Source organism: Psychrobacter sp. ANT_H3, assembly GCF_027919975.1.
Taxonomy (GTDB): domain Bacteria; phylum Pseudomonadota; class Gammaproteobacteria; order Pseudomonadales; family Moraxellaceae; genus Psychrobacter; species Psychrobacter maritimus.
Genome location: NZ_JAQISM010000004.1, coordinates 247,819 through 271,609 on the forward strand (window position 1 = coordinate 247,819; position 23,791 = coordinate 271,609).

19 protein-coding genes are annotated in these 23,791 nt (G+C 42.6%); 16 read left to right on the forward strand and 3 right to left on the reverse strand.

Annotation, left to right across the window (positions count from 1 at the left end; all coding sequences use genetic code 11):
• The first annotated feature begins 130 nt into the window (after positions 1 to 130).
• From PG901_RS03865 to PG901_RS03905, 9 genes are all read left to right on the forward strand, one after another.
• A complete protein-coding gene (locus PG901_RS03865) occupies positions 131 to 1,651 on the forward strand; it encodes a catalase (RefSeq protein WP_271133565.1) in 1,521 nt (506 codons plus the stop codon).
• A gap of 247 nt (positions 1,652 to 1,898) precedes the next feature.
• A complete protein-coding gene (gene htpG / locus PG901_RS03870) occupies positions 1,899 to 3,899 on the forward strand; it encodes a molecular chaperone HtpG (RefSeq protein ID WP_271133566.1) in 2,001 nt (666 codons plus the stop codon).
• A 346-nt stretch (positions 3,900 to 4,245) separates the two neighbouring features.
• Positions 4,246 to 5,706 carry a C13 family peptidase gene (locus tag PG901_RS03875; protein WP_271133567.1) on the forward strand — a complete coding sequence of 487 codons (1,461 nt, stop codon included), beginning with the start codon at positions 4,246 to 4,248 and terminating at the stop codon, positions 5,704 to 5,706.
• A 116-nt stretch (positions 5,707 to 5,822) separates the two neighbouring features.
• Positions 5,823 to 6,713, forward strand: coding sequence for an S-formylglutathione hydrolase (fghA, locus tag PG901_RS03880; RefSeq protein ID WP_201563282.1), 891 nt, complete (start codon positions 5,823 to 5,825; stop codon positions 6,711 to 6,713).
• Between the two features lie 369 nt (positions 6,714 to 7,082).
• Entirely contained in the window at positions 7,083 to 7,319 is a 237-nt protein-coding gene (locus tag PG901_RS13645) for a TIGR03643 family protein (protein WP_333780659.1), read from the forward strand.
• Positions 7,320 to 7,454: 135 nt separating this feature from the next.
• A complete protein-coding gene (gene rpe, locus PG901_RS03890; protein ID WP_271133569.1) occupies positions 7,455 to 8,144 on the forward strand; it encodes a ribulose-phosphate 3-epimerase in 690 nt (229 codons plus the stop codon).
• 88 nt (positions 8,145 to 8,232) lie between these two features.
• A complete protein-coding gene (locus PG901_RS03895) occupies positions 8,233 to 8,622 on the forward strand; it encodes a hypothetical protein (RefSeq protein ID WP_271133570.1) in 390 nt (129 codons plus the stop codon).
• Between the two features lie 116 nt (positions 8,623 to 8,738).
• Positions 8,739 to 9,050, forward strand: coding sequence for a hypothetical protein (locus tag PG901_RS03900; RefSeq protein WP_183620456.1), 312 nt, complete (start codon positions 8,739 to 8,741; stop codon positions 9,048 to 9,050).
• Between the two features lie 209 nt (positions 9,051 to 9,259).
• On the forward strand, positions 9,260 to 9,571 hold the full coding sequence (locus PG901_RS03905; protein ID WP_183620458.1) for a hypothetical protein: 312 nt from the start codon (positions 9,260 to 9,262) through the stop codon (positions 9,569 to 9,571).
• 139 nt (positions 9,572 to 9,710) lie between these two features.
• Here PG901_RS03905 and rpmG read toward each other — a convergent pair whose 3' ends face one another.
• Entirely contained in the window at positions 9,711 to 9,866 is a 156-nt protein-coding gene (gene rpmG / locus PG901_RS03910; RefSeq protein ID WP_010201403.1) for a 50S ribosomal protein L33, read from the reverse strand.
• 155 nt (positions 9,867 to 10,021) lie between these two features.
• Complete coding sequence (gene rpmB / locus PG901_RS03915) at positions 10,022 to 10,258, reverse strand: 50S ribosomal protein L28 (protein WP_149488796.1); 237 nt, start codon at positions 10,256 to 10,258, stop codon at positions 10,022 to 10,024.
• Between the two features lie 485 nt (positions 10,259 to 10,743).
• Here rpmB and PG901_RS03920 point away from each other — a divergent pair, with 485 nt between their 5' ends.
• Both PG901_RS03920 and purU read left to right on the forward strand, forming a co-directional pair.
• Entirely contained in the window at positions 10,744 to 16,455 is a 5,712-nt protein-coding gene (locus tag PG901_RS03920; RefSeq protein ID WP_271133571.1) for an Ig-like domain-containing protein, read from the forward strand.
• Positions 16,456 to 16,658: 203 nt separating this feature from the next.
• On the forward strand, positions 16,659 to 17,588 hold the full coding sequence (gene purU / locus PG901_RS03925; protein WP_271133572.1) for a formyltetrahydrofolate deformylase: 930 nt from the start codon (positions 16,659 to 16,661) through the stop codon (positions 17,586 to 17,588).
• A gap of 112 nt (positions 17,589 to 17,700) precedes the next feature.
• On the opposite strand, the gene PG901_RS03930 is transcribed toward purU, so the two are convergent.
• Entirely contained in the window at positions 17,701 to 18,507 is an 807-nt protein-coding gene (locus PG901_RS03930; protein WP_271133573.1) for a cytochrome C assembly family protein, read from the reverse strand.
• 459 nt (positions 18,508 to 18,966) lie between these two features.
• On the opposite strand from PG901_RS03930, the gene ffh reads away from it, so the two are divergent.
• From ffh to PG901_RS03955, 5 genes are all read left to right on the forward strand, one after another.
• On the forward strand, positions 18,967 to 20,514 hold the full coding sequence (gene ffh, locus PG901_RS03935) for a signal recognition particle protein (protein WP_271133574.1): 1,548 nt from the start codon (positions 18,967 to 18,969) through the stop codon (positions 20,512 to 20,514).
• 213 nt (positions 20,515 to 20,727) lie between these two features.
• Positions 20,728 to 21,426 (forward strand): tRNA (adenosine(37)-N6)-threonylcarbamoyltransferase complex dimerization subunit type 1 TsaB, encoded by a 699-nt coding sequence (gene tsaB / locus PG901_RS03940; RefSeq protein ID WP_201619282.1) that lies wholly within the window; start codon positions 20,728 to 20,730, stop codon positions 21,424 to 21,426.
• Positions 21,427 to 21,550: 124 nt separating this feature from the next.
• Positions 21,551 to 22,393: an undecaprenyl-diphosphate phosphatase gene (locus PG901_RS03945; protein WP_201619134.1), complete on the forward strand. Its 843-nt coding sequence runs from the start codon at positions 21,551 to 21,553 to the stop codon at positions 22,391 to 22,393.
• A 70-nt stretch (positions 22,394 to 22,463) separates the two neighbouring features.
• Positions 22,464 to 23,366, forward strand: coding sequence for a class I SAM-dependent methyltransferase (locus PG901_RS03950; RefSeq protein WP_271133575.1), 903 nt, complete (start codon positions 22,464 to 22,466; stop codon positions 23,364 to 23,366).
• A gap of 107 nt (positions 23,367 to 23,473) precedes the next feature.
• The gene (locus tag PG901_RS03955; RefSeq protein WP_068403940.1) at positions 23,474 to 23,722 is read left to right on the forward strand and encodes a hypothetical protein; all 249 of its coding nucleotides are present in this window, start codon (positions 23,474 to 23,476) and stop codon (positions 23,720 to 23,722) included.
• Positions 23,723 to 23,791: the final 69 nt, after the last annotated feature.

The following is a 23,791-nucleotide window of genomic DNA, read 5'->3' on the forward strand; positions in this document are numbered from 1 at the left end:
TAATCTATTATACAAATAATTAAAAATCGGTTGTAATGGAAGCCAACAAGATATCAAAGTAGCTCATGGTTGCTATGATGAGTTTTAATAATAAACGCCACACTCAATTTATCTCAAAAGGAATATGATGATGAGCGATAAGAAATGCCCTTACGATACCACCCCACTGACGATGAGCAATGGTGCCCCTGTTGTTGATAATGAAAACAGTAAAACCGCTGGCAAACGTGGGCCGCTTTTGGCAGAAGATTTATGGTTGAATGAAAAGCTGGGCGATTTAAACCGTGAAGTTATTCCAGAGCGTCGTATGCATGCTAAGGGTTCTGGCGCGTTTGGTACATTTACCGTAACCAACGATATCACCAAATATACTCGTGCTGATATTTTTAGCGAAGTGGGCAAGCAGACCGAGATGTTTGCGCGTTTTAGTACAGTCGCAGGCGAGCGCGGCGCGGCTGACGCTGAGCGTGATATTCGTGGTTTTGCTTTGAAGTTTTATACCGATGAAGGTATTTGGGATTTGGTTGGTAACAACACGCCAGTATTCTTTGTCCGTGACCCACGCAAGTTTCCAGATTTGAACAAAGCGGTTAAGCGTGATCCACGTACCAATATGCGTTCAGCGACCAACAACTGGGATTTTTGGACGTTATTGCCAGAATCGCTACATCAGGTTACCATTACCATGAGCGATCGCGGTCTGCCAGCATCGTATAGACACATGCATGGCTTTGGCTCGCATACCTATAGCTTTATCAATCGCAACAATGAGCGCTTTTGGGTCAAATTCCACTTCGTTACCCAACAGGGTATCAAAAACCTAACCGATGCCGAAGCCGAAGCGCTCGTCGGTATGGATCGTGAAAGCCATCAAAAAGACTTGTTTGAAGCTATTGAGAATGGCGATTTCCCGAAATGGAAAATGTACGTACAAATCATGCCAGAAGAAGAAGCTGATACCGTGCCGTACCATCCGTTTGATTTGAGCAAAGTCTGGCCAAAAGGCGACTATCCACTGATTGAAGTCGGCGAGTTCGAACTCAATAGAAATTCGGACAATTATTTCTTAGACGTAGAACAAGCAGCATTTGCGCCGAACAATCTAGTACCTGGTATCAGTGCCTCACCAGATCGTATGCTCCAAGCCCGCTTGTTTAGCTACGCAGATGCCCAGCGTTATCGTGTCGGGGTCAATCATAAGCAGATTCCAGTGAACAAACCACGTTGTCCGGTCACCAGCAATCACCGCGATGGTGAAGGTAGAATAGGCGACAATTACGGCGGTCGACCACATTACACGCCAAACAGCTTTAGCCAATGGCAAGATCAACCTCAGTATGCTGAGCCGCCACTCAAGATTGATGGCTATGCGGATCACTATGATTTCCGTGAAGACTCAAATGATTATTTCAGTCAGCCACGTGCTTTATTCAATCTGATGAATGATGAGCAAAAGCAGGCACTGTTTGATAATACCGCCAGAGCAATGGGTGATGCGTTAGACTTTATTAAGTATCGTCATATCCGTAACTGCAACTGGTGTGACCCTGCTTATGGTGAAGGTGTTGCCAAGGCATTAGGATTGACTGTGGAAGATGCGATGGCAGCGCGCGAGTCTGATCCCGCACGCGATTTGCCTAGCTGTCTATAGACTGCAAATTATAACAATTGATTTAAAAGTACCGCTCTAGGAAACTAGGGCGGTTTTTTTATGACTAATAACTATTTTTGGCTTGTTCGAGCTTGAAATTTTCGCCCGCGCCCCTATCTGATTAAGCAGCCTAACAGTATTTACAGCGCAGTCTTATTAAGCAGATTGGCGACACTGTTGGTATTTGAAAATTTGCGATTTATGTGTGCTGGCAACAGCATTTTTGGTAACAATAATAGGAGTTTTTATGAGTGAACAGACCCAAGCGGACAATAAAAACGCTAATGACCTTGATGTTAATAAAGACACCCCTGAATTAAAAAAACATACCTTTGAAGCAGAAGTGGCGCAGCTGCTGCATTTAGTAACGCATTCGCTCTATTCTAACGCCGATATTTTTGTGCGTGAGTTGGTCTCAAACGCCTCTGATGCCTGCGATAAATTGCGCTTTGAAGCGACCAATGATGACAGTCTTTATGAGGACGATGGCGAGTTAAAAATCCGTATTGATATTGATGAAGACGCTAAAACCATTACCTTTACTGATAATGGTATTGGTATGAACGAAGCCGATGCGATTGAGAACTTAGGCACGATTGCTAAATCTGGTACCAAAGCATTTTTAGACAAACTCTCTGAATCACAAAAACAAGACGGTCAATTAATCGGCCAGTTTGGCGTTGGTTTCTATTCAGGCTTTATCGTCGCTGACACCATCAGCGTTGAGTCACGCAAAGCGGGCGAGACTGCCGATAAAGGCGTACGCTGGGTATCAGATGGCACAGGTAGCTTTACCGTTGAGCCTATCACCAAAGCCACGCGCGGCACCGCCATTACTTTGCATCTAAAAGAAGAGTATGCGGCAGGCGAAGACAATTATTTAGACCGCGGCAAAATCAAGCGTTTGGTCAATAAATACTCAGACCATATCAGCTTGCCGATTCAGATGCGTAAAGAAGTTTGGCAAGAAGATGAGGTTGAGGAAGGAAGTGACACGCCTGCCAATGGACAAATGGTACTGACTGACGAATGGGAGACCATCAACAAAGCCAGCGCACTATGGACACGTTCAGCATCTGAAATTGAAGATGATGAGTATGTCGATTTTTATAAAAACATCACTTATGACATGGATGCGCCGCTGACATGGACGCACAACCGTGTTGAAGGACGTGTGCAATATACACAGCTGCTTTATATTCCTAAAAAAGCGCCGGTAGATTTATATACGCGTGAGCAGCAGCATGGTCTAAAGCTGTACGTTAAACGCGTCTTTATCATGGATGAAGCTGAGCAGTTATTGCCGATGTATCTGCGTTTTGTTAAAGGCGTCATCGATTCAGCGGACTTGCCACTTAACGTCAGCCGTGAAATCTTACAAGAATCGCGTGATGTAAAATCTATCCGTGATGGTAACGCGCGTCGTATTTTGACTTTGCTAGCTAGCCTTGCTAATAGCGAAGATGCCGACAAGCAAGAAAAATTTGCGCAGTTCTATAGCGAATTTGGCGATGTTATCAAAGAAGGCCTTGGCGAAGACATGGGCAATCAAGAGCGTATTGCCAAATTGCTGCGTTATGCCACCAGCACCGACGATAAGGTTGAAACCAGCTTTGAAGACTATAAAGCGCGCATGAAAGACGGTCAAAAAGCCATCTATTATCTAACGGCTGATAATTTGGCTGCTGCTAAAAACAGTCCGCAACTTGAGCTATTTAAGAAAAAAGGCATCGAAGTTATTTTGATGACCAGCCGTGTCGATGAATGGGCGATGAATTTCTTAACCTCATTTGATGAGACACCGCTACAAAATATCGCTAAGGGTGCCGTTGATTTAGGCGACTTGCAAAATGAAGCGGAAAAAGCTGAAGCGGAAAAAGCTGTGGAGGCCATGAAGCCTGTCGTTGATAAATTAAAGACGGCTCTAGGCGAGCGCGCCAAAGACGTTAAAGTTTCAACACGTCTGGTCGATAGTCCAGCTTGTTTGGTGGTTGGAGAAGGTGAGCTGTCGCCACAAATGATTCAGATGCTTAAGCAAATGGGTCAAGATGTACCAGAAAGCAAACCAACGCTTGAGGTCAACCCTGATCACCCACTGATTAAAAAGCTTGAGAGTAGCGAGCAATCTGACGGCGATTTTGACAAGCTTGCGCAAGTGATTTTTGACCAAGCATTATTGGCGGATGGCGGTCAGTTAGATGATCCTGCTGCCTATCTAAAACGCGTCAATGAGCTATTGATGAGATAATGTTTAAGGTTTGATAGAAGGTTTTGATAAAAAAGGAGGTCTTAATGCTAAGGCCTCCTTTTTTAATAGGTTTTTAGAGGAATCTTCAAGCGATTTTTACAAATCAGCCTTATGCTCTTGACCGACAATCCGTTACAATTGTGACAGATTAGCACGCTAAACGATTTCGTTGCGCTTTTCGCGTCCTATACCCATTTTATCGTAAATCAGATATAAAATTGCTGCCAATAAGCTCTCTAAAAAACGTAGGTTAATCATATTAAACAGCCTATTAAACGTTGTGCGCAGCAAGATACATTATCATGGATTTGCGTTATTTCTCTCGACTGGCTAGAGGTCTAAGTCTTTGTCACTTGCGTCGTTAAAAACTGTCTCGCTTCAGCGCTTTTCGCTCAATTTCGCTGCCAATATTATTGCAACCTTATGGATGCTAGTAGGGTCAACGCGGGCGTTTTCTTGGGTAAAACCTACCTTTATCCAGTTTGCGGTCTTCGCCTTATTAGCACTGGGTAGTAACGTGCTTTTTTCGTGGTTGGCGGCAGAAAATGGTAGCGTCTTTAATGAGCAAGGATTGGTCAGCTATTTAATTTGGCCGATGATTATTCTGTTGGGCGGTATTATTTTGGCACGCCGCGCCGGTAATCAAGCGCTGGTTTTTGTGCCTGTGGTGCTGTGGTTAGTCGCCGATACCTTATCTGCGCTACTGCAAAGCCTTGTGCAGTTTTTTGGCAGCTATGGCTGGCTACCAAGTTGGAGCTATTCACTTTTACCGATATTGTTTTTAGTGCTGTTTTTATGGCAAACATTGGCTTTGTTATGGATTTTCTCTCGGCGCTTGCGGGTCCCTTGGTGGGAGCGCATTATTGTCATAATCGGGGCAGTGGCATTATTGACCATTTGGCAGCGCAATGTCGCTGACCAGCCGATATTTAAGCAAATCCCTGTTGAACCGGTACTAGAAGAGGCGGCCTTATACGAGCAGCCAAGATTGCTGCAGCAAGCCCTAGACCGCATTGACCCCAGTATACCGGGTAAAAGCGACTGGTATTTTATGGGCGTGGCAGGATTTTCAGATCAAAACGTCTTTCGCTCTGAGATTAATAAAGTCCGTGAGCTGTTCGATGTGCGCTTTGGTACCAGCGGGCATTCACTGGCATTGGTCAATAATAATTACACTTGGTTGGATGAACCCATTGCGACTAAGACCAGTATCTTGCGCGGTTTAAAAACCATCGGTCAGCAGATGAATGCTGATGAAGATGTGCTATTTATGACCCTATCATCGCATGGCGATCAAGATTTTATTCATCTATCAAATCCGCCGCTAGCGATGGACAATTTGGACGCTACTTGGCTGCGTGAGGCGTTGGATGCTTCCGGTATTCGTTGGCGTGTCATCGTGGTGTCCGCGTGCTATTCAGGCTCATTTATCGATGAATTGGCCTCTCCAACGACGGTGGTGATTACCGCCTCTGCTGCTGATAAGATGTCGTTTGGCTGTACTAATACCGCTGAGATGACCTATTTTGGCCAAGCATTCTTTGCTGAAAGTTTGCGTGAAAACACCAGCTTTTCTGATGCCTTTAAAGACGCCGCTTACCGCGTAAAAGAGCGTGAGCTTTATATGGGTTTTGAGCCATCAGAGCCGCAAATGGTCATTGGTAGCTTAATGGAAACTGCCTTGCCAGCATTTGAGCAAGCCTTGTTTGATAAAACACGGCCGTCGCTTGCTAGTATGACCAATAGTACCAACGCTGATACGACTTCAAATGTGCCGGTAAATATTGCCCCTGCTGCTATTGATTAAACATTAATTGCTAAATGCTAAACACTAATTTCTCACTATTAACTATTAACTATTAATCACGAATGACCGACTATCTCTCAACGCTTATTTTATCTTAGATACAAAGGATATTACTCATGAATAATGCTTATAACCATAGTTTTTCAGCCAGTAGCCAGTTGACCCAAAAAAGTGTCAATCGCTGTTTCGATGGAGAGCAGCATTACTATAGCCACGAGTCGACGTCGACCAAAACGCCGATGACGTTTAGTATTTATCTGCCCGATGAAGCGCTTGCCGGTCGCCGCTGTCCCGCGCTTTTATATCTCTCAGGCTTGACCTGTAATGCCGATAACGTCACTCATAAAGCCCATTTTCAACAAAAATGCAGTGAGCTTGGCATGATTTTTATTGCGCCTGATACTTCTCCTAGAAGCAGTGAAGGTCACGATGTACCAAACGACGAGCGTTATTTTGTTGGGCAGGGCGCAAGCTACTATGTTGATGCGACGCAAGCCCCGTGGTCAGAACACTTTAATATGCAAAGCTATATCGTTGATGAATTATACGATTTGCTGCGCTCTGAGTTTCCGATTGATAGTATTGGTATCACTGGGCACTCGATGGGCGGTCATGGCGCTTTATTGTTGGGCTTTAAGTTCCCAAGTAAGTTTGTCAGTGTCTCCGCCTTATCGCCTGTTTGTGCAGCCAGTGAGTCAGCGTGGGGGCAGGCCGCTTATACAGAATACTTTGGTGATGATAAATCATTATGGGCGCAAGCAGATGCTGCACAGGTGATTATGGAAGTTGGGCAGCAATACACCAATATTTTGGTCGATCAAGGGGGTGCTGATAACTTCTTAGCAGAAGGGCAACTGCAAACCTCTAAGCTCCAAGAAGCTTGTAATAAAGCGCAGCAGCCGCTGACATTGCGCTATCTTGCTAGCCACGACCACAGCTATTACTTTATTCAAACAGTGATTGATGATCATATTGAACATCACTGGCGTATGGCGCAGATGGGTTAAGCCGGTTAAATAATGGCCGCCTGCTATATAAGCTGCCAGCCCGTTATATAACTTGACAGACAGTTACGCTGATTATTTAACCAAGCGCAGTTATTGGTATAAAATAGAGCTTGGTTGGATAATCAATGTGCTTAAAGGTAAGGTTTTATGATAAATAGTCTGACAGCGTCGGCAAATGCGGGTGCCAATAATACAACGCAAAACGCTAACTTATCGCTTTTGGCTATGCAAGCTGACATGGCTGCTGCTATCAAAAATAAGCAGCAAGAAAATAAGCAGCAAGATAGTATTGCGCAAAAAAGCAATCTAAAGCCAGCTGCCAGTAACGACAAATCATCTTCTGCAACTGCCGCTAAAGAACTTGATGCCGTGCAACTATCACGGGTGATAGAGATGGCGTGGGAAGACAGGACGCCGTTTGAAGCGATAGAACATAGCTACGCTCTCGATGAGACAGCGGTCATTAAATTGATGCGTCAAACATTGAAACCGTCATCTTTTCGCTTATGGCGTCAGCGTGTCACCAACCGTGCAACTAAACATCAAGCCAAGCGTCCGTTTAACGTTGGTCGCGCCTATTGCAAAACCCAATATAAGCCGCGCTAGTTATTTAGCTTTATTTATTTAATAGCCAGTTATTTACAGCTAATGTTTTAAAACCAGTTATTTAAATACTAACAATATGCATTAAGAACCTTTTTTATTGAACTTTTATACAAACCTCAATTAGGTAGCTCAACTATGATTAGCCCCTCTAAACCGTATCTAATCGCTCCTTCTATTTTATCTGCTGACTTTGCCAGACTGGGTGAAGAAGTAGAGCGTGTATTAGAATCAGGTGCGGATGTCATCCATTTTGACGTAATGGACAACCATTATGTGCCCAATCTAACGTTTGGTAGCATGATATGTAAGGCTCTACGTGACTACGGTATTGATGCGCCCATCGATGTCCACCTGATGGTGTCGCCAGTCGATAGTATGATTGAGCAGTTTTTAGAGGCGGGTGCGAGTGTTATCACCTTTCATCCAGAAGCCAGCGCCCATATTGACCGCTCTTTGCAGCTGATTAAAGATGGTGGGGCTGAATGTGGCTTGGTGTTAAATCCCGCGACGCCGCTACATTATTTAGATTATGTCATGGATAAGGTTGATCAAATCTTACTCATGAGTGTGAATCCTGGTTATGGTGGTCAGTCATTTATCGAAGGCACTTTAGATAAAGTCCGCCAAGTTCGTCAACGTATCATTACCAGTGGTCGTGACATCAGATTGGAAGTCGATGGCGGCATCAAAGCCAGTAATATCCGTGCGATTGCCGAAGCAGGTGCGGATATGTTTGTCGCCGGTTCCGCTATCTTTAACCAAGAAGATTATAAAGCGGCTATCGATGCCATGCGCGCAGAGTTGGCCTTGGCAAATGGCTATTAATTACCCTTTGTAGCCATCAGAATGAATGATAACTATAGAGTGATAATCATAGAATCATGACCAATAACAAGTCATGTAAAGGTGAAATATGGATAAGCAAAAGCCAGTTAACGCCCCAGTACCGCCTCAATCTGTCAAAGAGCCTGAGTCACAGCAAGCTAGCTCGCAATCACCTAGCTTGCCATCACCTAGCTTAGTGCCCAAAGGTATTACCATTGGCATGGCGGCTTTTGCCTTGATATTAAGTCTTGCCGGTTACGGCTTTCGCTTGCTGATTGGTGAGGATGTGGGAGAGGTGTTACGCCATGCGGCGGTAATAGTGCCAGCCTTTATGATAGGTATTCCGCTGTTTTTCTGGGTAGGTTCACGCATTTTAAATAAGGTTAAAGGTTTGCATATAGCAAGTTGGAATGCCATTAGCTTGGGCTATTTAACCTCTTGTATATCGATCCTTTGGCTAATGGGTACTTATAGCTAATATAAGTGCCTCATAATACTGATGTTTTTATGATTTAAAACTTTGCCTTTATTACATTTATCGATTTCTCCTCATTAATAAGTCGCGCTTTATGACGTGACTGGACACTTGCTAGTATGGCCACATCTTCTAAGAAAATCACCGATATTATTTTCCCAAAGGACCTTCCAAACGGTTTGTTTATTGCGCTGATTATTGCCTGTTTGCTATTAGGTTTATCCTACCTGCGTCACGGTACCGGGCTGCAAGGCTGGCTACACGTCTTTGAAAATTGGCTACTTATGCTGCTGATAATACCGACCGCCACTGCCACCGTTGCCTTACCATTTAAATACCGTGACCCTACGCTTGAGCTTAAGCTGACCTATTATCTGGGTATGTTCGTCGCCTTCTTATTTACCTTGGCAAAATTGCGCTATTGGCGTTAAGCATCAGTTTTTGGCGCATGAGCACCGATAAAGGCACGGATAAAAGGCATTTATGCAAAAGACTTGGACGTCAGCCCTTGAATTGTAGGCGTAAAGCGTCCATTGTATGAGTAAGATAGTTTTGCCCGCATGACTGTAAGACGAGCGCTTTAACGAATAACATGACCGCATTTTTACAGGTGTAAAACGGGATAATAAGGAAAAAATGAATGCCATACGATATTGATAATGACATAGAAGTAGATAGCGACAGTAGCGATCAGTTTGCAGGATTCGCCAAAGAAACCACGCTTGAGCTGGTAGAAGCAGATGATGGTCGCTTACTATTACGTGACGCTGAACAAGATGAAGCGCCACTTATGACCATTGATTTTTCTGAAAAGCTCAAAGAAATCCTTGGCAGTGATACGCAGGCGATTGGTCAGCATATGATTCATGCTGCGATTCAAGTAATTATGCAAAAGCAGATGAGCCAGTGGCATGCCCATGTCTATGATAAAGAGCCAACGCACTATAGTTAATGAATCACTGGTTAAAACGAATAAATGGTCAAAAAATTGGCAATAAAAAAGGGTTTATCATTTGATAAACCCTTTTTTTGTTCAAATAATTTATTTATAGAACATATTTATAAAAAATACATTTTATAAAAAACAGCAATTATTTGATTTTAGCTTCTTTAAAGATCACATGCTGGCGTACTTTTGGATCAAACTTTTTGATTTCCATTTTGCCAGGCATAGTGCGCTTGTTTTTGGTAGTGGTATAGTAATACCCAGTACCAGCAGTTGATACTAACTTAATTTTATCTCTCATGATAGCTTTCCTGTAAATGAGGGGTCTTCAAACGATGGGTACGGGTCTAAATGATTAAGTCGCTAACGATGCTGGCTTTATCAGCCAATCAATCGCTAGCGTCAGAGCAGTCCAAATAGCGACAATCATCGCTAAGATAGACTGTCCGTTTTTACTTAAACTTTTTGACCTTGTGCGCGTAGATCCGCTAACACTTTGTCGATACCAAGTTTGTCGATAGTGCGCATACCTTTGGTAGACACACGTAGACGTACAAAACGATTTTCAGACTCTACCCAAAAACGATGGTTATGAAGGTTTGGTAGAAAGCGACGACGGGTTTTGTTGTTTGCGTGCGAAACATTATTACCCACCATAGGGCGCTTTCCAGTCACTTGGCAAACTCTAGACATGGCGAACTCCTAATCTATGAGGTATGAGGGATTCTCATACCAGTCTGGGCAAGTTGCACGTTTTTGCGGCATGGACACAGCAAGCGGCAGCTTTGCACCAAACAAAACTATTATGAAGGTTGAGCTGATATTACTGTCATCTAAAGGCAAATAACAGGCAAACCAATTCAGAAAATTTTAAAGCCGACATTTATACCATAAAAGTAAAGAATACTCAAATATTTTTATAATAATCGCCGCTTTAAACGATAGCTATTATACCCTGAATTGCGCGCGCTATGTGATTGATTATTTAATAGTAAAGATTCATTTTTTAGTTGTAAGTTATGACAAAAGTCAGTAAAGTTGCGGTTATATATTTAATACAATCTGTTAATACAACTGTTATTATTGTAAGTTCATGTATCATTACTCATCAAATATGAAGCCATGTAATGATTATGTGTATTTACTCAAACAAATTGCGTTCGCCGCGGAGTTCAAAAATGTCATATAGCTCACTACCTCTGACTTCTAAGTTATTTCAGCTTACTTCTTTAACCTGCGCACTAGCATTAGCAGGCTGTGGTGGCGGTGATGGTGACACGGTAGATTCTATCGCTCCTCCACCTGATTTAGGCGTACAGCCAGGTACTGGTGGTGGTACTGGTGGTAATGGTAATACTGGTGGCGGTGAACAAGTGCCAGACGTTGAGCCTGAATTCTTTATTCAAAAACTTAGTACAATGCCTACTATCATTGAGCTGTCTGATGAACAAACAAGCTTTAATGTAACTGTTAAAGCTGTTGAGAAGATATCTGGTGGAGCAATGGTTGGTAAAGCTGTGACTCTAAAGGTAGTGGATTCTGAAAATAACGGTATCACTATTGAAGGTCAGAGTACCCAAACTACTGACAGTGATGGTAACGCTGTATATGCATTAAAGCTAAATCCACAAGCAGTTGCTGATAAACTGGCGCTGATAAAAAGCGGCTTTACATTAATAGCTAGCGCTAAGAAAGCTGATGGTACGGCTATTGCACCGCAAGAACTTAAGGTTTCTGTCAGTAAAAAAGGTAGTGGAGATGGGACTCAGGTAATAGTGAGTAAGCTTAGTGTGAGGCCTAATATCAAGACGAGCTCTGTCTCTAATGATATTTTAAATCCTTTTGGTGATACGGGTATATTTAGTGTTGAAGTCAAAGATGAAAAAGGTACTTTGGCTCCTGATGTAACAGTAGGTTTAGGAATTATACCTTTAGAAGGCGTATCTATTAGTCCTGCTAGTCAAGTAACTGATAGTAAAGGTATTGTAAATTTTAATATTAAAATAGATGAGAATCTATCAGAAGCTGCACGCGAAAAACTATTAAAAGGTATTACTTATACTCTTAATATTCGAGAAAAGAGTGGGGCAAGCAAAAGCGTAACTGATAGCTTAAAGGTGGGGTTGCCTGTTTCTGACTATAATTTAAAGGTTACAGGAAATTCAAATAAACTTAGTGCTTATGGTGATACACAAAGTCTTACGCTCACGGCTGCTGCTATCAGTGCGGCTGTTCCTACCAAAATTGAAGGCGCTAAAGTCGCTTTCAAACTGAATAATGCGCCTACGGGCGTAAGCTTAGCAAGTAATCAGTTAACGCTAGATGGTAAAGGTCAAGCTACTGTTACTTTGTCTATAGCGCCAGGATTAAGCGACGCTGAGCGAAAGGCACTTGCTGAAAACGGCATTAGCTATACTGCTACTCTGTCAGAACCTAATAATTCTGTAACAGCCAAAACGTTTGAAAGCTTAGTTGAAATACCGCTCGCACAAAATATTGTTAGTTTTGAAGGAAGTGATAAGAAACAAATCTCAAGCTCTGGTGGTAGTGCAGTTATTAGCTTTAGGGTAAATAACCAAAATGGTGGAGCAGTAGCCAATCAATTAGTTTCAGCGACTCTACCAACTGCTTTGACAAGTAAAGGCTTACTAACTATTGATGGTAGTACTGAACAGACTACTAATGACAAAGGTGTTGTAAGCTACGTGGTACGTGTGCCTGCAGGCCTGAGTGAAGCACAGAAAGCAGCATTAGAAAAAGCCAGTAATTTTGCATTAGCTGTGAAAGCAGTTGAAGTTTCTGGTGCTAGTAGCATAGCGAGTAGCAGCCCAATTGTTATTGGTTCAGAGATTGGTCAAAGTGATATCACGTTAACTGCCCAAAGTATTCCTACTACCGTGAATATCTTAGAAAATCAATTTAAATTGCAAATTGCAGCCAAACGTAAAAATGGTAGCGCTGCAGATGGCAGAACCGTAAAACTAGTTCTTAATGAAGGTTCGAGTACAGGTGTTACTATTCAAGGTAATCAGCAAACTACTAACGGTAGTGGTATAGCAGAATTTAATATTGGTATTAGCCAAAGTCTAACCCAAGCCCAACGTGATCAACTTATCAAGACAGGCATTAGTTATACTGCTATCGTAACTGATCAAGATGGTACTCAGTCTAAAATTATTCAAACTATTCAGGTGGAGCAACCGTTAAGCGCCATCCAATTTGCATCTATCGAAACACCAACTATTAGCGAGCTTGGTGGTAAAGGCACTATTAGTGTCAAGCTATCGACCAAAGATAAGCAATTACCTGTTACAGGACAAGCAGTTGCTATTCAGTTGGGTAAAGTAGCGATTGACTATGGCGTTACCATCAATACAGAATCGGCAATAACTGATTTTAATGGTGAGACAACCTTTATAGTTAGTATTCCCAACACCTTAACAGCAGAAGAGCGAGCTAAGCTTAAGCTTACTGGTATTAACTATCAGCTGTCCTATGTCGAAAAAGGCATTACCTACTCTGAAATCAGTCAAGTTAATATCACGACTCCTAAAGTTGACTTAAGTATTCTTAATGCAACTAATAACATTGACAATCAAGCTGGCTACATTCTTAACAATGTAGGTAGTAATGTTACGATACAAGCCCAGCTTAACAACCAGTCAACTGATGAACAAATAACTAGCCAGCCAGTCAAATTAATATTTGAAAACAAATCACTAGCAAGTCTTCTAATAGTAAATGCGCAGAATGGTTCGTCAAATATCATTGCTACTACAGATGAAAATGGCTTAGTTAACTTTAATGTTGTGGTCCCAGGTAGTTTAACTGATGCGGAAAAAGAAGCGCTTAGCAAGGAAGTATTAACCGCCACCTTGACAGAGACGCTAACAGGCAAGCAGCAGCAAGTTAAAATCAAAGTACAGTCTATGACTGCTGCAATCTCTTTGATTGCTAAACAGACAAACCCACTGAATCTAAATGGTGGAGAAACTCAAATTGAAGTGACTGTTGCAGACAAATCAGTAGAGCCAAAAGTTGTTGCGGGCCAAAAAGTATTCTTGGCGCTGCCAGCAGCTATTGCCAGCCAAGGCGTCACACTAGTATCAGGTAATAGTCAAACTACTGATAATTCGGGTAAAGCTGTCTTTACTGTCGCTGTACCTAATAACTTAACTGATGCACAGAAAGCAGAGATTGCGAAAAACGCCAACAGCTTTTCTATTGGATTATCAGCAGCTGATGCTAATGGTAATATAGTAACCCAAGCCAGTTCAGTGACTACAGTTACCCCAGATCCAAGTGGTACCAAGGAAAGTCTTAGTATTGGGGCAAATAAAGTTGTTAATACCAAAGGTGATACATTTAAGGTATTCGTTCGTTTAGAAAATAAAGATGGTGCTATTGCTAATCGTGCTGTTCGTTTAAATGTAGACGATCCTATAAAAACTGGGGTTAGCGTTTCTAACGGTACTATTAACACTAATAGCGATGGCGTGGCAACTTTTGACCTTAAGCTTGAAGCAGGTGCGAGTGTCAACCAAGCTATATTACAAGCAGGTATTCGTTTAACAGCAACTACGACGACCGTAGAAAACGTTAAATTAGAGCAAAACTATATCGTTGCTGTAGATAACGCAACAGTCGATAGTTATCAGCTCATAGCATCCTCTGATAAATCCACATTAAATACTGGTGGTGACCAAACGAATGCGATATTCCGTGTGACTGACAGTAGTGGTGGTGTTCTAGCAGGGGTGCCTGTACAGTTTAGTATTGAGAATCTAGAAGCAAGCGGCGCAGCTTTAACGACTCCAAGTATGGTAACGACGGATGCTAATGGTCAGATCGATGTTGGTGTTATCTTAGCTGCCAATACGGTCAATGCCCGTCTAAATCATAGTGTAGTGATTAATGCTAAAATCGTTACGCCACAGTACGGTGCAGATGGTAAAGTCAGTATGCAAGTACGTGAAGAAAAATCTCTTAGCTTGTCAGCAGTAGGTACTGAAATTACCCTTGCTGCTACAGAGACTAAGCTGAAAGATGGGGAAATAACTACTATTAGTACTACTCTGGTAGATGGCGCTGGACATGCTATTGCCAATTCTGGTATGGAGTTGATAGGTGAAGACGGTAATATTATAGCTACTACTGCTACAGCAATTACCGATGCGGATGGTAAAGCGAGTTTTAATATCAGTGAGGATGCCTTATCGTTTGATAGTAATGGTAACCTACGTGTGTATGCCCGTGCTTTCGGTGAAAATAAGATAAATAATCAACGTAGCTTAAGCAGTATTGATTTGGTCAAAGTCTCACAAGCAGGTATCAGCTTTATTGATGTTAAAAACGTTTATGATGTAAACACCCCACAAACCATAAATATCCAGATACGTCGTGATACAGCGGTACAAGCGGAAGGTCTGATTGGTAAGCAAGTCGAAGTACAAACGACGCTTGGTGAATTTGCAGATGGTAGTGCTGCTAGCAACAAAGTTATTGTTACAAAAACCATTGACGCCGCTAATATAAATGGCAGTATTATTACGATACCAGTTACTTTAACATCGCAGCTTGCTGGCATTACTGCTTTACAAGCGACTATATTGGGCGATACATTGCAAAATGGTGAACCACGTTATAGAGCTACTGTTGATACGCGATTCCGAGCTACGACACCTGCTAAAATGCTATTCCAAGCGGTGAAGTCGGTCATCACTCCAGGTGGTAGTACTGAAATTGTCGCTACAGTAAAAGATAAAAACGACGTGCCAGTTGAAGGACAAACCGTTGTCTTTAGTCGCACGTCAGACTCTTCAGCAGGTCGTTTGTCAGCTGCCACAGCAGTAACAAACAGTAGAGGTGAAGCACGTGTTGTCTATCAAGCCAACGCCAGCTCACCTATTGGCGGTGTGATTATCAATGCTCGACTACTCGATGATAAATTTAATGTTCCTACTAGAACAACCACTATTACCGTATCAGAAGAAGCAGTGTATACCACCTTAGCATTCGCTGATAAGATATCATCAGATGATATTTATTATACTGTACGTGGTTCGATATCGGTCATGGATGGTTCGGGCCGTGCTGTGCCAAATAAAGAAGTATCAATTAAGTCTTATGCAGTTGAATACGCTCAAGGAAAGGTATGCTTACTGAATACAAATGTAGCTTATCAAGGTGCAAATACTATAGATAAAGATGGTACAGTAAATACGCCAGCACTTAAGACATCTACTAAGCAAGAACCACTTATCTTTAAGTCTAATTGGTATGATACTGAAGATCCAGAGTATAATTACACTCTAGATAAAGATGCTGACATCAATATCAATGATGATGGTAGTATAGGAAATGGTAGATTAGACCCTATCAATCCAGTAGCTATTATAAATGGCCAAGTGTCTGAAGATGGTTATTCATTTACAACTGATGAAGTAGGGCGAGCTGATTTTGAGATTCGTTATCCAATACGCTATTCAACTTGGGTGAAAGTGCGGTTTGATGCTTCAACGTTCTTGAACGGTAGTGAGAGTACACAAAGTATCAACTATGTATTACCGTATCAGTTAGGCGACCTGTCGATAAGTGATTCGAGCTTAATTACACCTTGGATAGATCATGCAAGTCCATTTGGTACTGGCGGTGTTCCATGTATTGATAGTATGAGTATCAATATCGATGCTGAGAAGGATATCTCCAAGGTGGTTTTATCTCCTTATCAGCCAAATTATTCTGTATCTATTAACGGTGAAGGTCCAAGTAACATATCTACAGGTTATAACAGCTTCATAGTAGACTTTAGTAAAGCATTTGACTTAGGGTCTACTATTAGCGTAAATAGTAATGGATTTGGCTTCTCTAAAGTGATTCAAGCCCAGTAGAGATTAACAACCTTATAAAATAAAAAACTATAAATACAAATCCCCAACCCTCGCGTTGGGGGTTTTTGTATTCATAATCTCAATAACTAAATACAAGCAACTCAATCAGCAAAGTTTTGCAAAAGCGATTAGAATAGTCGGTTTCCTATGCTGCTAACCATATTCAAAGTAAGCAGCACGTTTCATTTTTAATTGGGCACATTATGTCAGACAATACCACGACTGCTACAGCAAGCATAAAGTCGAGCAAAAATTCTCAAAACATACCAGTTGCGGCTGCTATTGATACTGCGACGCTATTGATTAAATGCCGCGATCAAGCTGGCATTGTACAAGCCGTATCTGAGTTTATTCATCGTTATGGCGGCAATATTATTACGCTCGATCAGTATTCAACCGCTCATGAAGGCGGGCAGTACTTTATGCGCTTAGAGTTTGCGTTAGCAGGCTTGAGCGAAATTATGGATAACTTTGAAGCCAGCTTCGGTCATACGGTGGCTAAGCGCCATAACATGGCGTGGCGCTTACATAACAATGCGATTAAAACCAAGGTTGGCATCTTAGTATCAAAGTTCGATCATGCCTTGTTAGATTTACTGTGGCGGCATCAGCGCGGATTATTGGATTGCGAGATTACGTCTGTCGTTAGTAACCATGAAGATTTGCGCCAAGCGGTAGAAAACTTTGGCATAACCTTTCATTATGTGCCAGTCACTAAGGATAACAAAGACGAAGCAGAAGAGCAGATTCATACCTTGATGGCAGGCAATGATTTGTTGGTATTGGCGCGTTATATGCAGATATTATCGTCTGATTTTGTTAAGCGTTGGCCGATGCAAGTCATCAATATTCACCATTCATTTTTGCCCGCGTTTGTCGGCGCCGACCCTTATCGTCAGGCTTATGAGAAAGGCGTAAAGCTTATCGGAGCGACCGCGCACTATGTTACAGCCGAGCTTGACCAAGGCCCTATCATTGAGCAAGACGTACATCGTGTCACTCACCGTCAAGGGGTGACAGAGTTACGTGCGATTGGCCGTGATATCGAGCGCAATGTCTTAGCGCGCGCGGTGAATTGGCATGTGCAAAACCGCGTGATTGTGGCGGGTAATAAGACCGTGGTTTTTAATTAGCTTTATGTTAAAACGGTTTTAAACCGAAATAAGAGCGCAAAAAAAGGCCGCCAGTATTAGTATTTAATACTGGCGGCCTTTTTTTCATTAGAATGCTGCTGCAAAATTGAATTTATAACAGCATCTCTAACACAAACTTGCTACCGACAAAGCCAATTGCTAATAGAATAAACGCATAAATGGTCATATTAGCAGCGCGTTTGCCACGCCATCCTGCACGCCAGTTACCCAATAATAATGCGCCAAATAGCAGCCACGATAGGACGCTAAATAACGTTTTATGGGCAAGGTGCTGTGCCATCAAGTCTTCTACATAAACAAAGCCAATTCCTAGCGCGATACTGAGCAAGACAAAGCCGACCAATAGCATGTCGAACAATAGACTTTCCATGCTCTGCAAAGACGGCAGTTTATTCACCCAAAAGCGATGAATCGATTGGTGCTTGAGCTCGCGTATTTGCAGGCGTAAAAATAGTGCTTGCAGCGCTGCCATCAGCAGCACACAATAGGCGGCAAGTGATAGTAGGATATGCGCTTCAAGCCCGACACTGATATCCGTGATGGGACGATAAGGCGCGCGGCCGATATAACCGACAATCATCCCGACCAATGCCGTCGGTGCTGCTAAAATACCAAGACTGACGATAGGGCGGTATAAGCTAAAAATAACATAGAAAAATAAGAAAAATAAACTGATCAGGCTAATGATGTTAAATAGATTGAAATTTAGCCCGTATAGCGTGACCACATGCGGATAAAGTAATGCTGCATGTGCCAGCATACCGACAACCAATAAACCTAAGCTCACGCCTTTGTGGATAGGGTTGTCCTGAATCAGCGCCCAACCAATGTAGATGCTGACCAAAATATAAACCATGCCAGCCAGTAAAAATGCAAGTTGCAAGATAAAAAACCTCATCTCATGATGAGCGCAAAATCGCCGCTCAATTGAATGCTAAAATGGTATTATCAGAATGATTAGAATAATCATCCAATTTATCATAAAATGGCAAGCAATTGAGCGCCATCTTACGGATTGATTATAAGCACTTGTAGGACAGTAGCGCTAAAATTTAGTATTTATTAGCTATAAAATTAAATAGTCAGCTTTATTTAACCCTACATTTGAAAACTGTCATTTGCAAAACGACTATAAGCTTTGCAGCGCCTTAATGCTATAGTATTGATACTGTGCTGCTTTTTATAATGATTTTTATAAAAACGCCACCTCATATGCTATAGCACATCTTAATAATAGTTATCAGCAATGAACGCTGAACCAAGTTTAACGACGTATTGTTGTCATAGTAGCTTTTGCCAAGAATTGCTTTTATCAAGAATTGTTTTCACTAAGAATTATTTTAATTGAGAGTCATTTATGTTTGATACCTTAACAGAACGCTTATCGTCGAGCCTGCGTAATATCGTCGGCACTGGGCAGTTGACCGAAGATAATATTAAAGATACCTTGCGCGAAGTGCGTATGGCGCTGTTAGAAGCCGACGTCGCGCTACCGGTCACCCGTGATTTTGTGAAGCGGGTAAAAGAGCAAGCGCTTGGAGCGGAAGTGCTGAAAGAATTGGCGCCAGGACAAGCGTTTGTAAAAATCGTCCACGATGAGCTGACCGAAATGATGGGCAGCGCCAATCAGCAGCTTGAAATGACTGGTAAACCGCCTGTTGTTTATTTATTAGCGGGTTTGCAAGGTGCAGGTAAAACCACCACGGCTGGTAAATTGGCGAAATTCTTACAAGAGCGCCATAAGAAAAAGGTGATGCTAGTTTCTGCTGACGTTTATCGCCCAGCAGCAATTGCCCAGCTTGAGCAAGTGGCAGGGCAGGTAAATGCCAAGTTCGTCAATTCAACTAGCGACGAAAACCCAATTGATATCGCCTTACGTGCTATCGAAGAAGCTAAAATTCAGTATCAAGATATTTTGATTATTGATACCGCCGGTCGTCTGGCTATCGACGAAGCCATGATGGAGGAAATCAAAGCGCTTACTGCGGCGGTCAATCCTTCTGAGACGCTATTTGTCGTTGATGCGATGACCGGTCAAGATGCGGCCAATACTGCCAAAGCCTTTAACGATGCGCTGCCATTAACAGGTGTTATTTTAACCAAGACTGACGGTGATGCTCGCGGCGGCGCGGCATTGTCTGTACGTGCGATTACCGGTAAACCTATTAAGTTTTTAGGTCGCGGTGAAAAACTAGACGCGCTAGAGCTGTTCCATCCTGAACGTATTGCTCAGCGTATTCTTGGTATGGGTGACGTCTTAAGTTTAGTTGAAGAAGTCGAGCAAAAGATCGACCGTGATAAAGCCGAAAAAATGGCGAAAAAGATGCAAAAGGGCGGCGAGTTCGACCTTGAAGATCTATTGACCCAGTTTCAGCAAATGAAAAGTATGGGCGGCATGGCAGGCTTCTTAGATAAGATGCCAGGTATGGGCGGCTCTGATATGCAAAAAGCCGTCGAAGAAGCCAAACCAGAAGAAAAAGTACGTGAGATGGAAGCCTTGATTAATTCAATGACGCCATTTGAGCGTAAAAACCCAGATAAAATCAATCCAAGCCGTAAGCGTCGTATCGCCGCAGGCTCAGGTCGTGAGATTCAAGACGTCAATCGCTTGCTCAAGCAGCACAAGCAAATGGCAAAAATGATGAAGATGATTTCTAAGCCAGAAGGCATCAGTAAAATGATGAAATCGATGCAAGGATTGATGGGCGGCGGCGCTGGAGCGGGTGGCGGTGGTCCATTATTCGGCGGTGGCGGTCAGCAAGGTGGTGTTAAAGATGTGAACCCACAGCAAATGGCAAAGCAGATGGAACTTGATCCAAATAACATGCCTAGCACTGAAGAGATGCAAAAGCAGATGCAAGAGTTGCAAAATCAAGGCTCAAAGAAATTTAAAACACGCTTTTAAGTAGTGGCTGACTGTATTAACAGTCACTATTAGCAAGTGCTTTTAACAAAAACCTCAAATCTATATAGGTTTTGAGGTTTTTTTAGGTCTCTCTTATTTAGACAACTTCTCATTAATAAAGTAGAAAAAAGGTAGAAATTAATAAAATTCGCCTATCCTAAATGCTATGATAGGCGCTGTTTTATGATGCCAAGCGACTAAGCCGAGGTGATGATGTTTTTAGCAATGGATACCGTATTGGATCAGTGTTCGATCGCAATTTTAGATGCCAATGGGCAAGTGCTGTCGAGCCATACTGAAACGGGTAAACGCCAGCAGACCCAGCAAATCCTGCCGATGATTGATGCGGCATTGTCCGAGGCCAATCTGCGTCTTGCTGATATAAAAGCATTGATATTCAACCGTGGCCCGGGTGCATTTAGTGGTATACGAATCAATACGGCAGTGGTGCAAGCGCTATCTGTCGCACATGATATTCCTTGTGTAGGAATCTCAAGCCTGCAAGCAATTGCCCAATGTGCGTATAAAAAGTACGGCCTGACCCAAGTTTATAGCGCGCTTGATGCGCGTATGCAGCAAGTTTATTTTGGCCAGTACTCAATTTTAGGCGATGTAGCAGACAATTCTATCATGCAGCCAGTGTTGGCTACTGATAGCGATAGCACCGAGCAGCTGCTTGATTATGACAGCCAAACAGTGCTTAATTTGCCTATCGTCGGCAATGGTGCGCCGCTATTAAAAGCACATGATGGACAAGTATGCCATGAAGATGTGTGGCCAGATGCGGTGGTGATTGGACAATTGGGCATCGCTCAATTCATGAATGTTGGTGGTACCGATGCCGCCAATGCGTTACCAAGATATCTGCGTAACCAAGCATGGAAAACGTTGAAAGAACAGGGTAAGGCGTAGTTTTTGCTTTATAGCATAAAATATCGTTAATCACTAAATACCTTGTGTCACAAAAATACAAACGATTATAAAAGCAACGATCATATAGGACAGCCGATAGCGCTGTCTTTTTAGGGAAGCAACTGTGGATATACTGTTATTAATCCAAGCGGTCATCATGGGTATCGTTGAAGGTATCACTGAGTTTTTACCCATCTCTAGTACGGGATATTTGATTTTATCCGCGGATTTGATGGGCTTTTGGACCAAAGAAAAGGTTGATTTGTTTGTGGTGGTAGTCCAGCTTGGCGCTATCTTAGCAGTCATTTATGATTACTGGGGCAGACTATGGCAAGCGCTCTTGGGGCTGCTGACCGGTAAAGCGGACGGTATGAGTAATCCAAGACAGTTAGGTTTAAGCTTAATTGTCGCGACCATTCCGGTGATGATTGTTGGTTTTACCTTCGCTGATGAGATTAAGACGTATTTGTTTAACCCTATCGTCGTGGCAATTATGCTGATTGTTGGCGGTTTGCTGATATTTTATGTAGAAAATCGCCCTAAAACGATTATCGCGCAAGAAGCTGAAGATGTCAGCCTAAAAACGGCATTGATGATTGGTTTGATGCAGTGTCTGGCCTTAATACCAGGAACATCACGCTCAGGTGCCACTATTATTGGTGCGCTTTGGCTTGGCGTATCGCGTAAGGCTTCAGCGGAGTTTTCCTTCTTTTTAGGTATTCCAGTCATTGTCGGTGCGGCATTATTAGATTTGCTAAAACATGGTGATGTATTGACCAGTAGCGAAGATTGGTTAGTATTGGGCATCGGCACCGTGGTGTCGTTTATTGTAGCCTTACTTTGTATTCGCCTATTGGTTGCTTGGGTTAGCCGCCGTGACTTTAAAATCTTTGCATGGCTACGCATTGTCACAGGCGTCATCGTATTGGTCGCCGCTTGGGGCTTTGGCTACCAGATGGCAGGCTAAGATTTATAGTGGAATAGTTTTTGATGCTAATACCTGTACTTTTCACTACTAGAAAGGAATGGCAGTTAATATGACCAATGTGAAGCCAATACCGACCGCTCATATTAACTGCCAGCTATTTTATGTTAGCGAGTCGCAGGCAGGTCAAGTCGAGAGCTTGAAGGCGCTCATCGCTGAGCATGCCCTACCCATCATTTTAGATATTGAGCTTTTTCCCGAAAAGCTTAATCAAAAACGTCGCCAGCAATTAAGCGAAACCTCAACCCAACCTATTCTCTTGTTAGATGAGAAAAACAAGCTTTCATGGCTGAGTGATGGTCTCAGTGTGGCACCAGAATGGGATAAGCTACAACGCCGGGTGGTAAGTGCAGGGCGTAAGTCTGAGTTACTGCTACAAGCTGCTAAAATTACATCGGACAGTACAGTCATTGATGCGACTGCAGGCTTTGGGCATGATAGTTTGATATTGGCCAGTACTGGCGCTCAAGTTACTATGCTTGAGCAGCAGCCCCTGATGGCGTTATTGTTACTAGCTGAACAGCAGCGTATGAGTGCGCTGCCAAACTGGCAAAAGCTGATGAGCCGACTACAGATTATTAATACTGATGCGCTTAGTTATTTTGCAAAACTACAAGCTGATGCGATAGATGGTATTAAAGAAAATGATGCGAAAGTAGTTGATATAATATATCTGGATCCTATGTTTCCAGAAGACAGCTATCAAGATAGCAAAACAGGTAAAGGTGCTAAAGTGGGCAAGCATATGCAAGCCTTGCACCAATTGGCTCGCCCGCCAACCCTAGAGCAAGAGAAGCAATTGCTACAAAGTGCGCAAGCGGTCGTCAGTCAAGATGGTGAAAAACAAGGCCGCGTAGTCGTCAAGCGCCCGCAGCTTGCGCCGTTACTTGCAAATCAACAACCGAGTGAAAGCTGGCATAATGAAGCAGTACGTTTTGATGGTTATTTTGTTTGATGGCTATTATTTATGATAATGAATGGGCTCAGTGAATCAGTTTGAGTGTTTAGAATACAAAGATTTAGAAGTGGTGGATTTAATAGTAATGGATTCAGGAGAAAAGGATGTCAACGATTATAATTTGGGTCATTGGTGCAGGCTTATTACTGATGAATATTGCGTTGCGAACAGAAGTTTTACAGCTCAAAGCCCACCTAAAAGCGCTTAGGAATCCAAAAGAACAAATGGACTACTTACGGCAGCAAGCAAAGCTTAGCCAAAATAATAAGATGGCATCCATTAAGGCATTACGTAAGCAATATCCTGAGTTGTCGCTCATTGAAGCCAACAACTTATGGCAACAAATTCAGTAGTTCACTAATTCGTTCACCCGATTCCATAGCCTGCAAAAAAGTATATAAAATTCCTATAGATGATAATAA

Coding starts and splice junctions, on each gene's coding strand:
- PG901_RS03920 (WP_271133571.1), top strand. CDS start 10,744: ATGTCATATAGCTCACTACCTCTGACTTCTAAGTTATTTCAGCTTACT.
- PG901_RS03905 (WP_183620458.1), top strand. CDS start 9,260: ATGCCATACGATATTGATAATGACATAGAAGTAGATAGCGACAGTAGC.
- fghA (WP_201563282.1), top strand. CDS start 5,823: ATGAATAATGCTTATAACCATAGTTTTTCAGCCAGTAGCCAGTTGACC.
- PG901_RS03900 (WP_183620456.1), top strand. CDS start 8,739: ATGGCCACATCTTCTAAGAAAATCACCGATATTATTTTCCCAAAGGAC.
- rpmB (WP_149488796.1), bottom strand. CDS start 10,258: ATGTCTAGAGTTTGCCAAGTGACTGGAAAGCGCCCTATGGTGGGTAAT.
- htpG (WP_271133566.1), top strand. CDS start 1,899: ATGAGTGAACAGACCCAAGCGGACAATAAAAACGCTAATGACCTTGAT.
- purU (WP_271133572.1), top strand. CDS start 16,659: ATGTCAGACAATACCACGACTGCTACAGCAAGCATAAAGTCGAGCAAA.
- PG901_RS03930 (WP_271133573.1), bottom strand. CDS start 18,507: ATGAGGTTTTTTATCTTGCAACTTGCATTTTTACTGGCTGGCATGGTT.
- PG901_RS03950 (WP_271133575.1), top strand. CDS start 22,464: ATGACCAATGTGAAGCCAATACCGACCGCTCATATTAACTGCCAGCTA.
- tsaB (WP_201619282.1), top strand. CDS start 20,728: ATGTTTTTAGCAATGGATACCGTATTGGATCAGTGTTCGATCGCAATT.
- rpe (WP_271133569.1), top strand. CDS start 7,455: ATGATTAGCCCCTCTAAACCGTATCTAATCGCTCCTTCTATTTTATCT.
- ffh (WP_271133574.1), top strand. CDS start 18,967: ATGTTTGATACCTTAACAGAACGCTTATCGTCGAGCCTGCGTAATATC.
- rpmG (WP_010201403.1), bottom strand. CDS start 9,866: ATGAGAGATAAAATTAAGTTAGTATCAACTGCTGGTACTGGGTATTAC.
- PG901_RS03955 (WP_068403940.1), top strand. CDS start 23,474: ATGTCAACGATTATAATTTGGGTCATTGGTGCAGGCTTATTACTGATG.
- PG901_RS03895 (WP_271133570.1), top strand. CDS start 8,233: ATGGATAAGCAAAAGCCAGTTAACGCCCCAGTACCGCCTCAATCTGTC.
- PG901_RS03865 (WP_271133565.1), top strand. CDS start 131: ATGAGCGATAAGAAATGCCCTTACGATACCACCCCACTGACGATGAGC.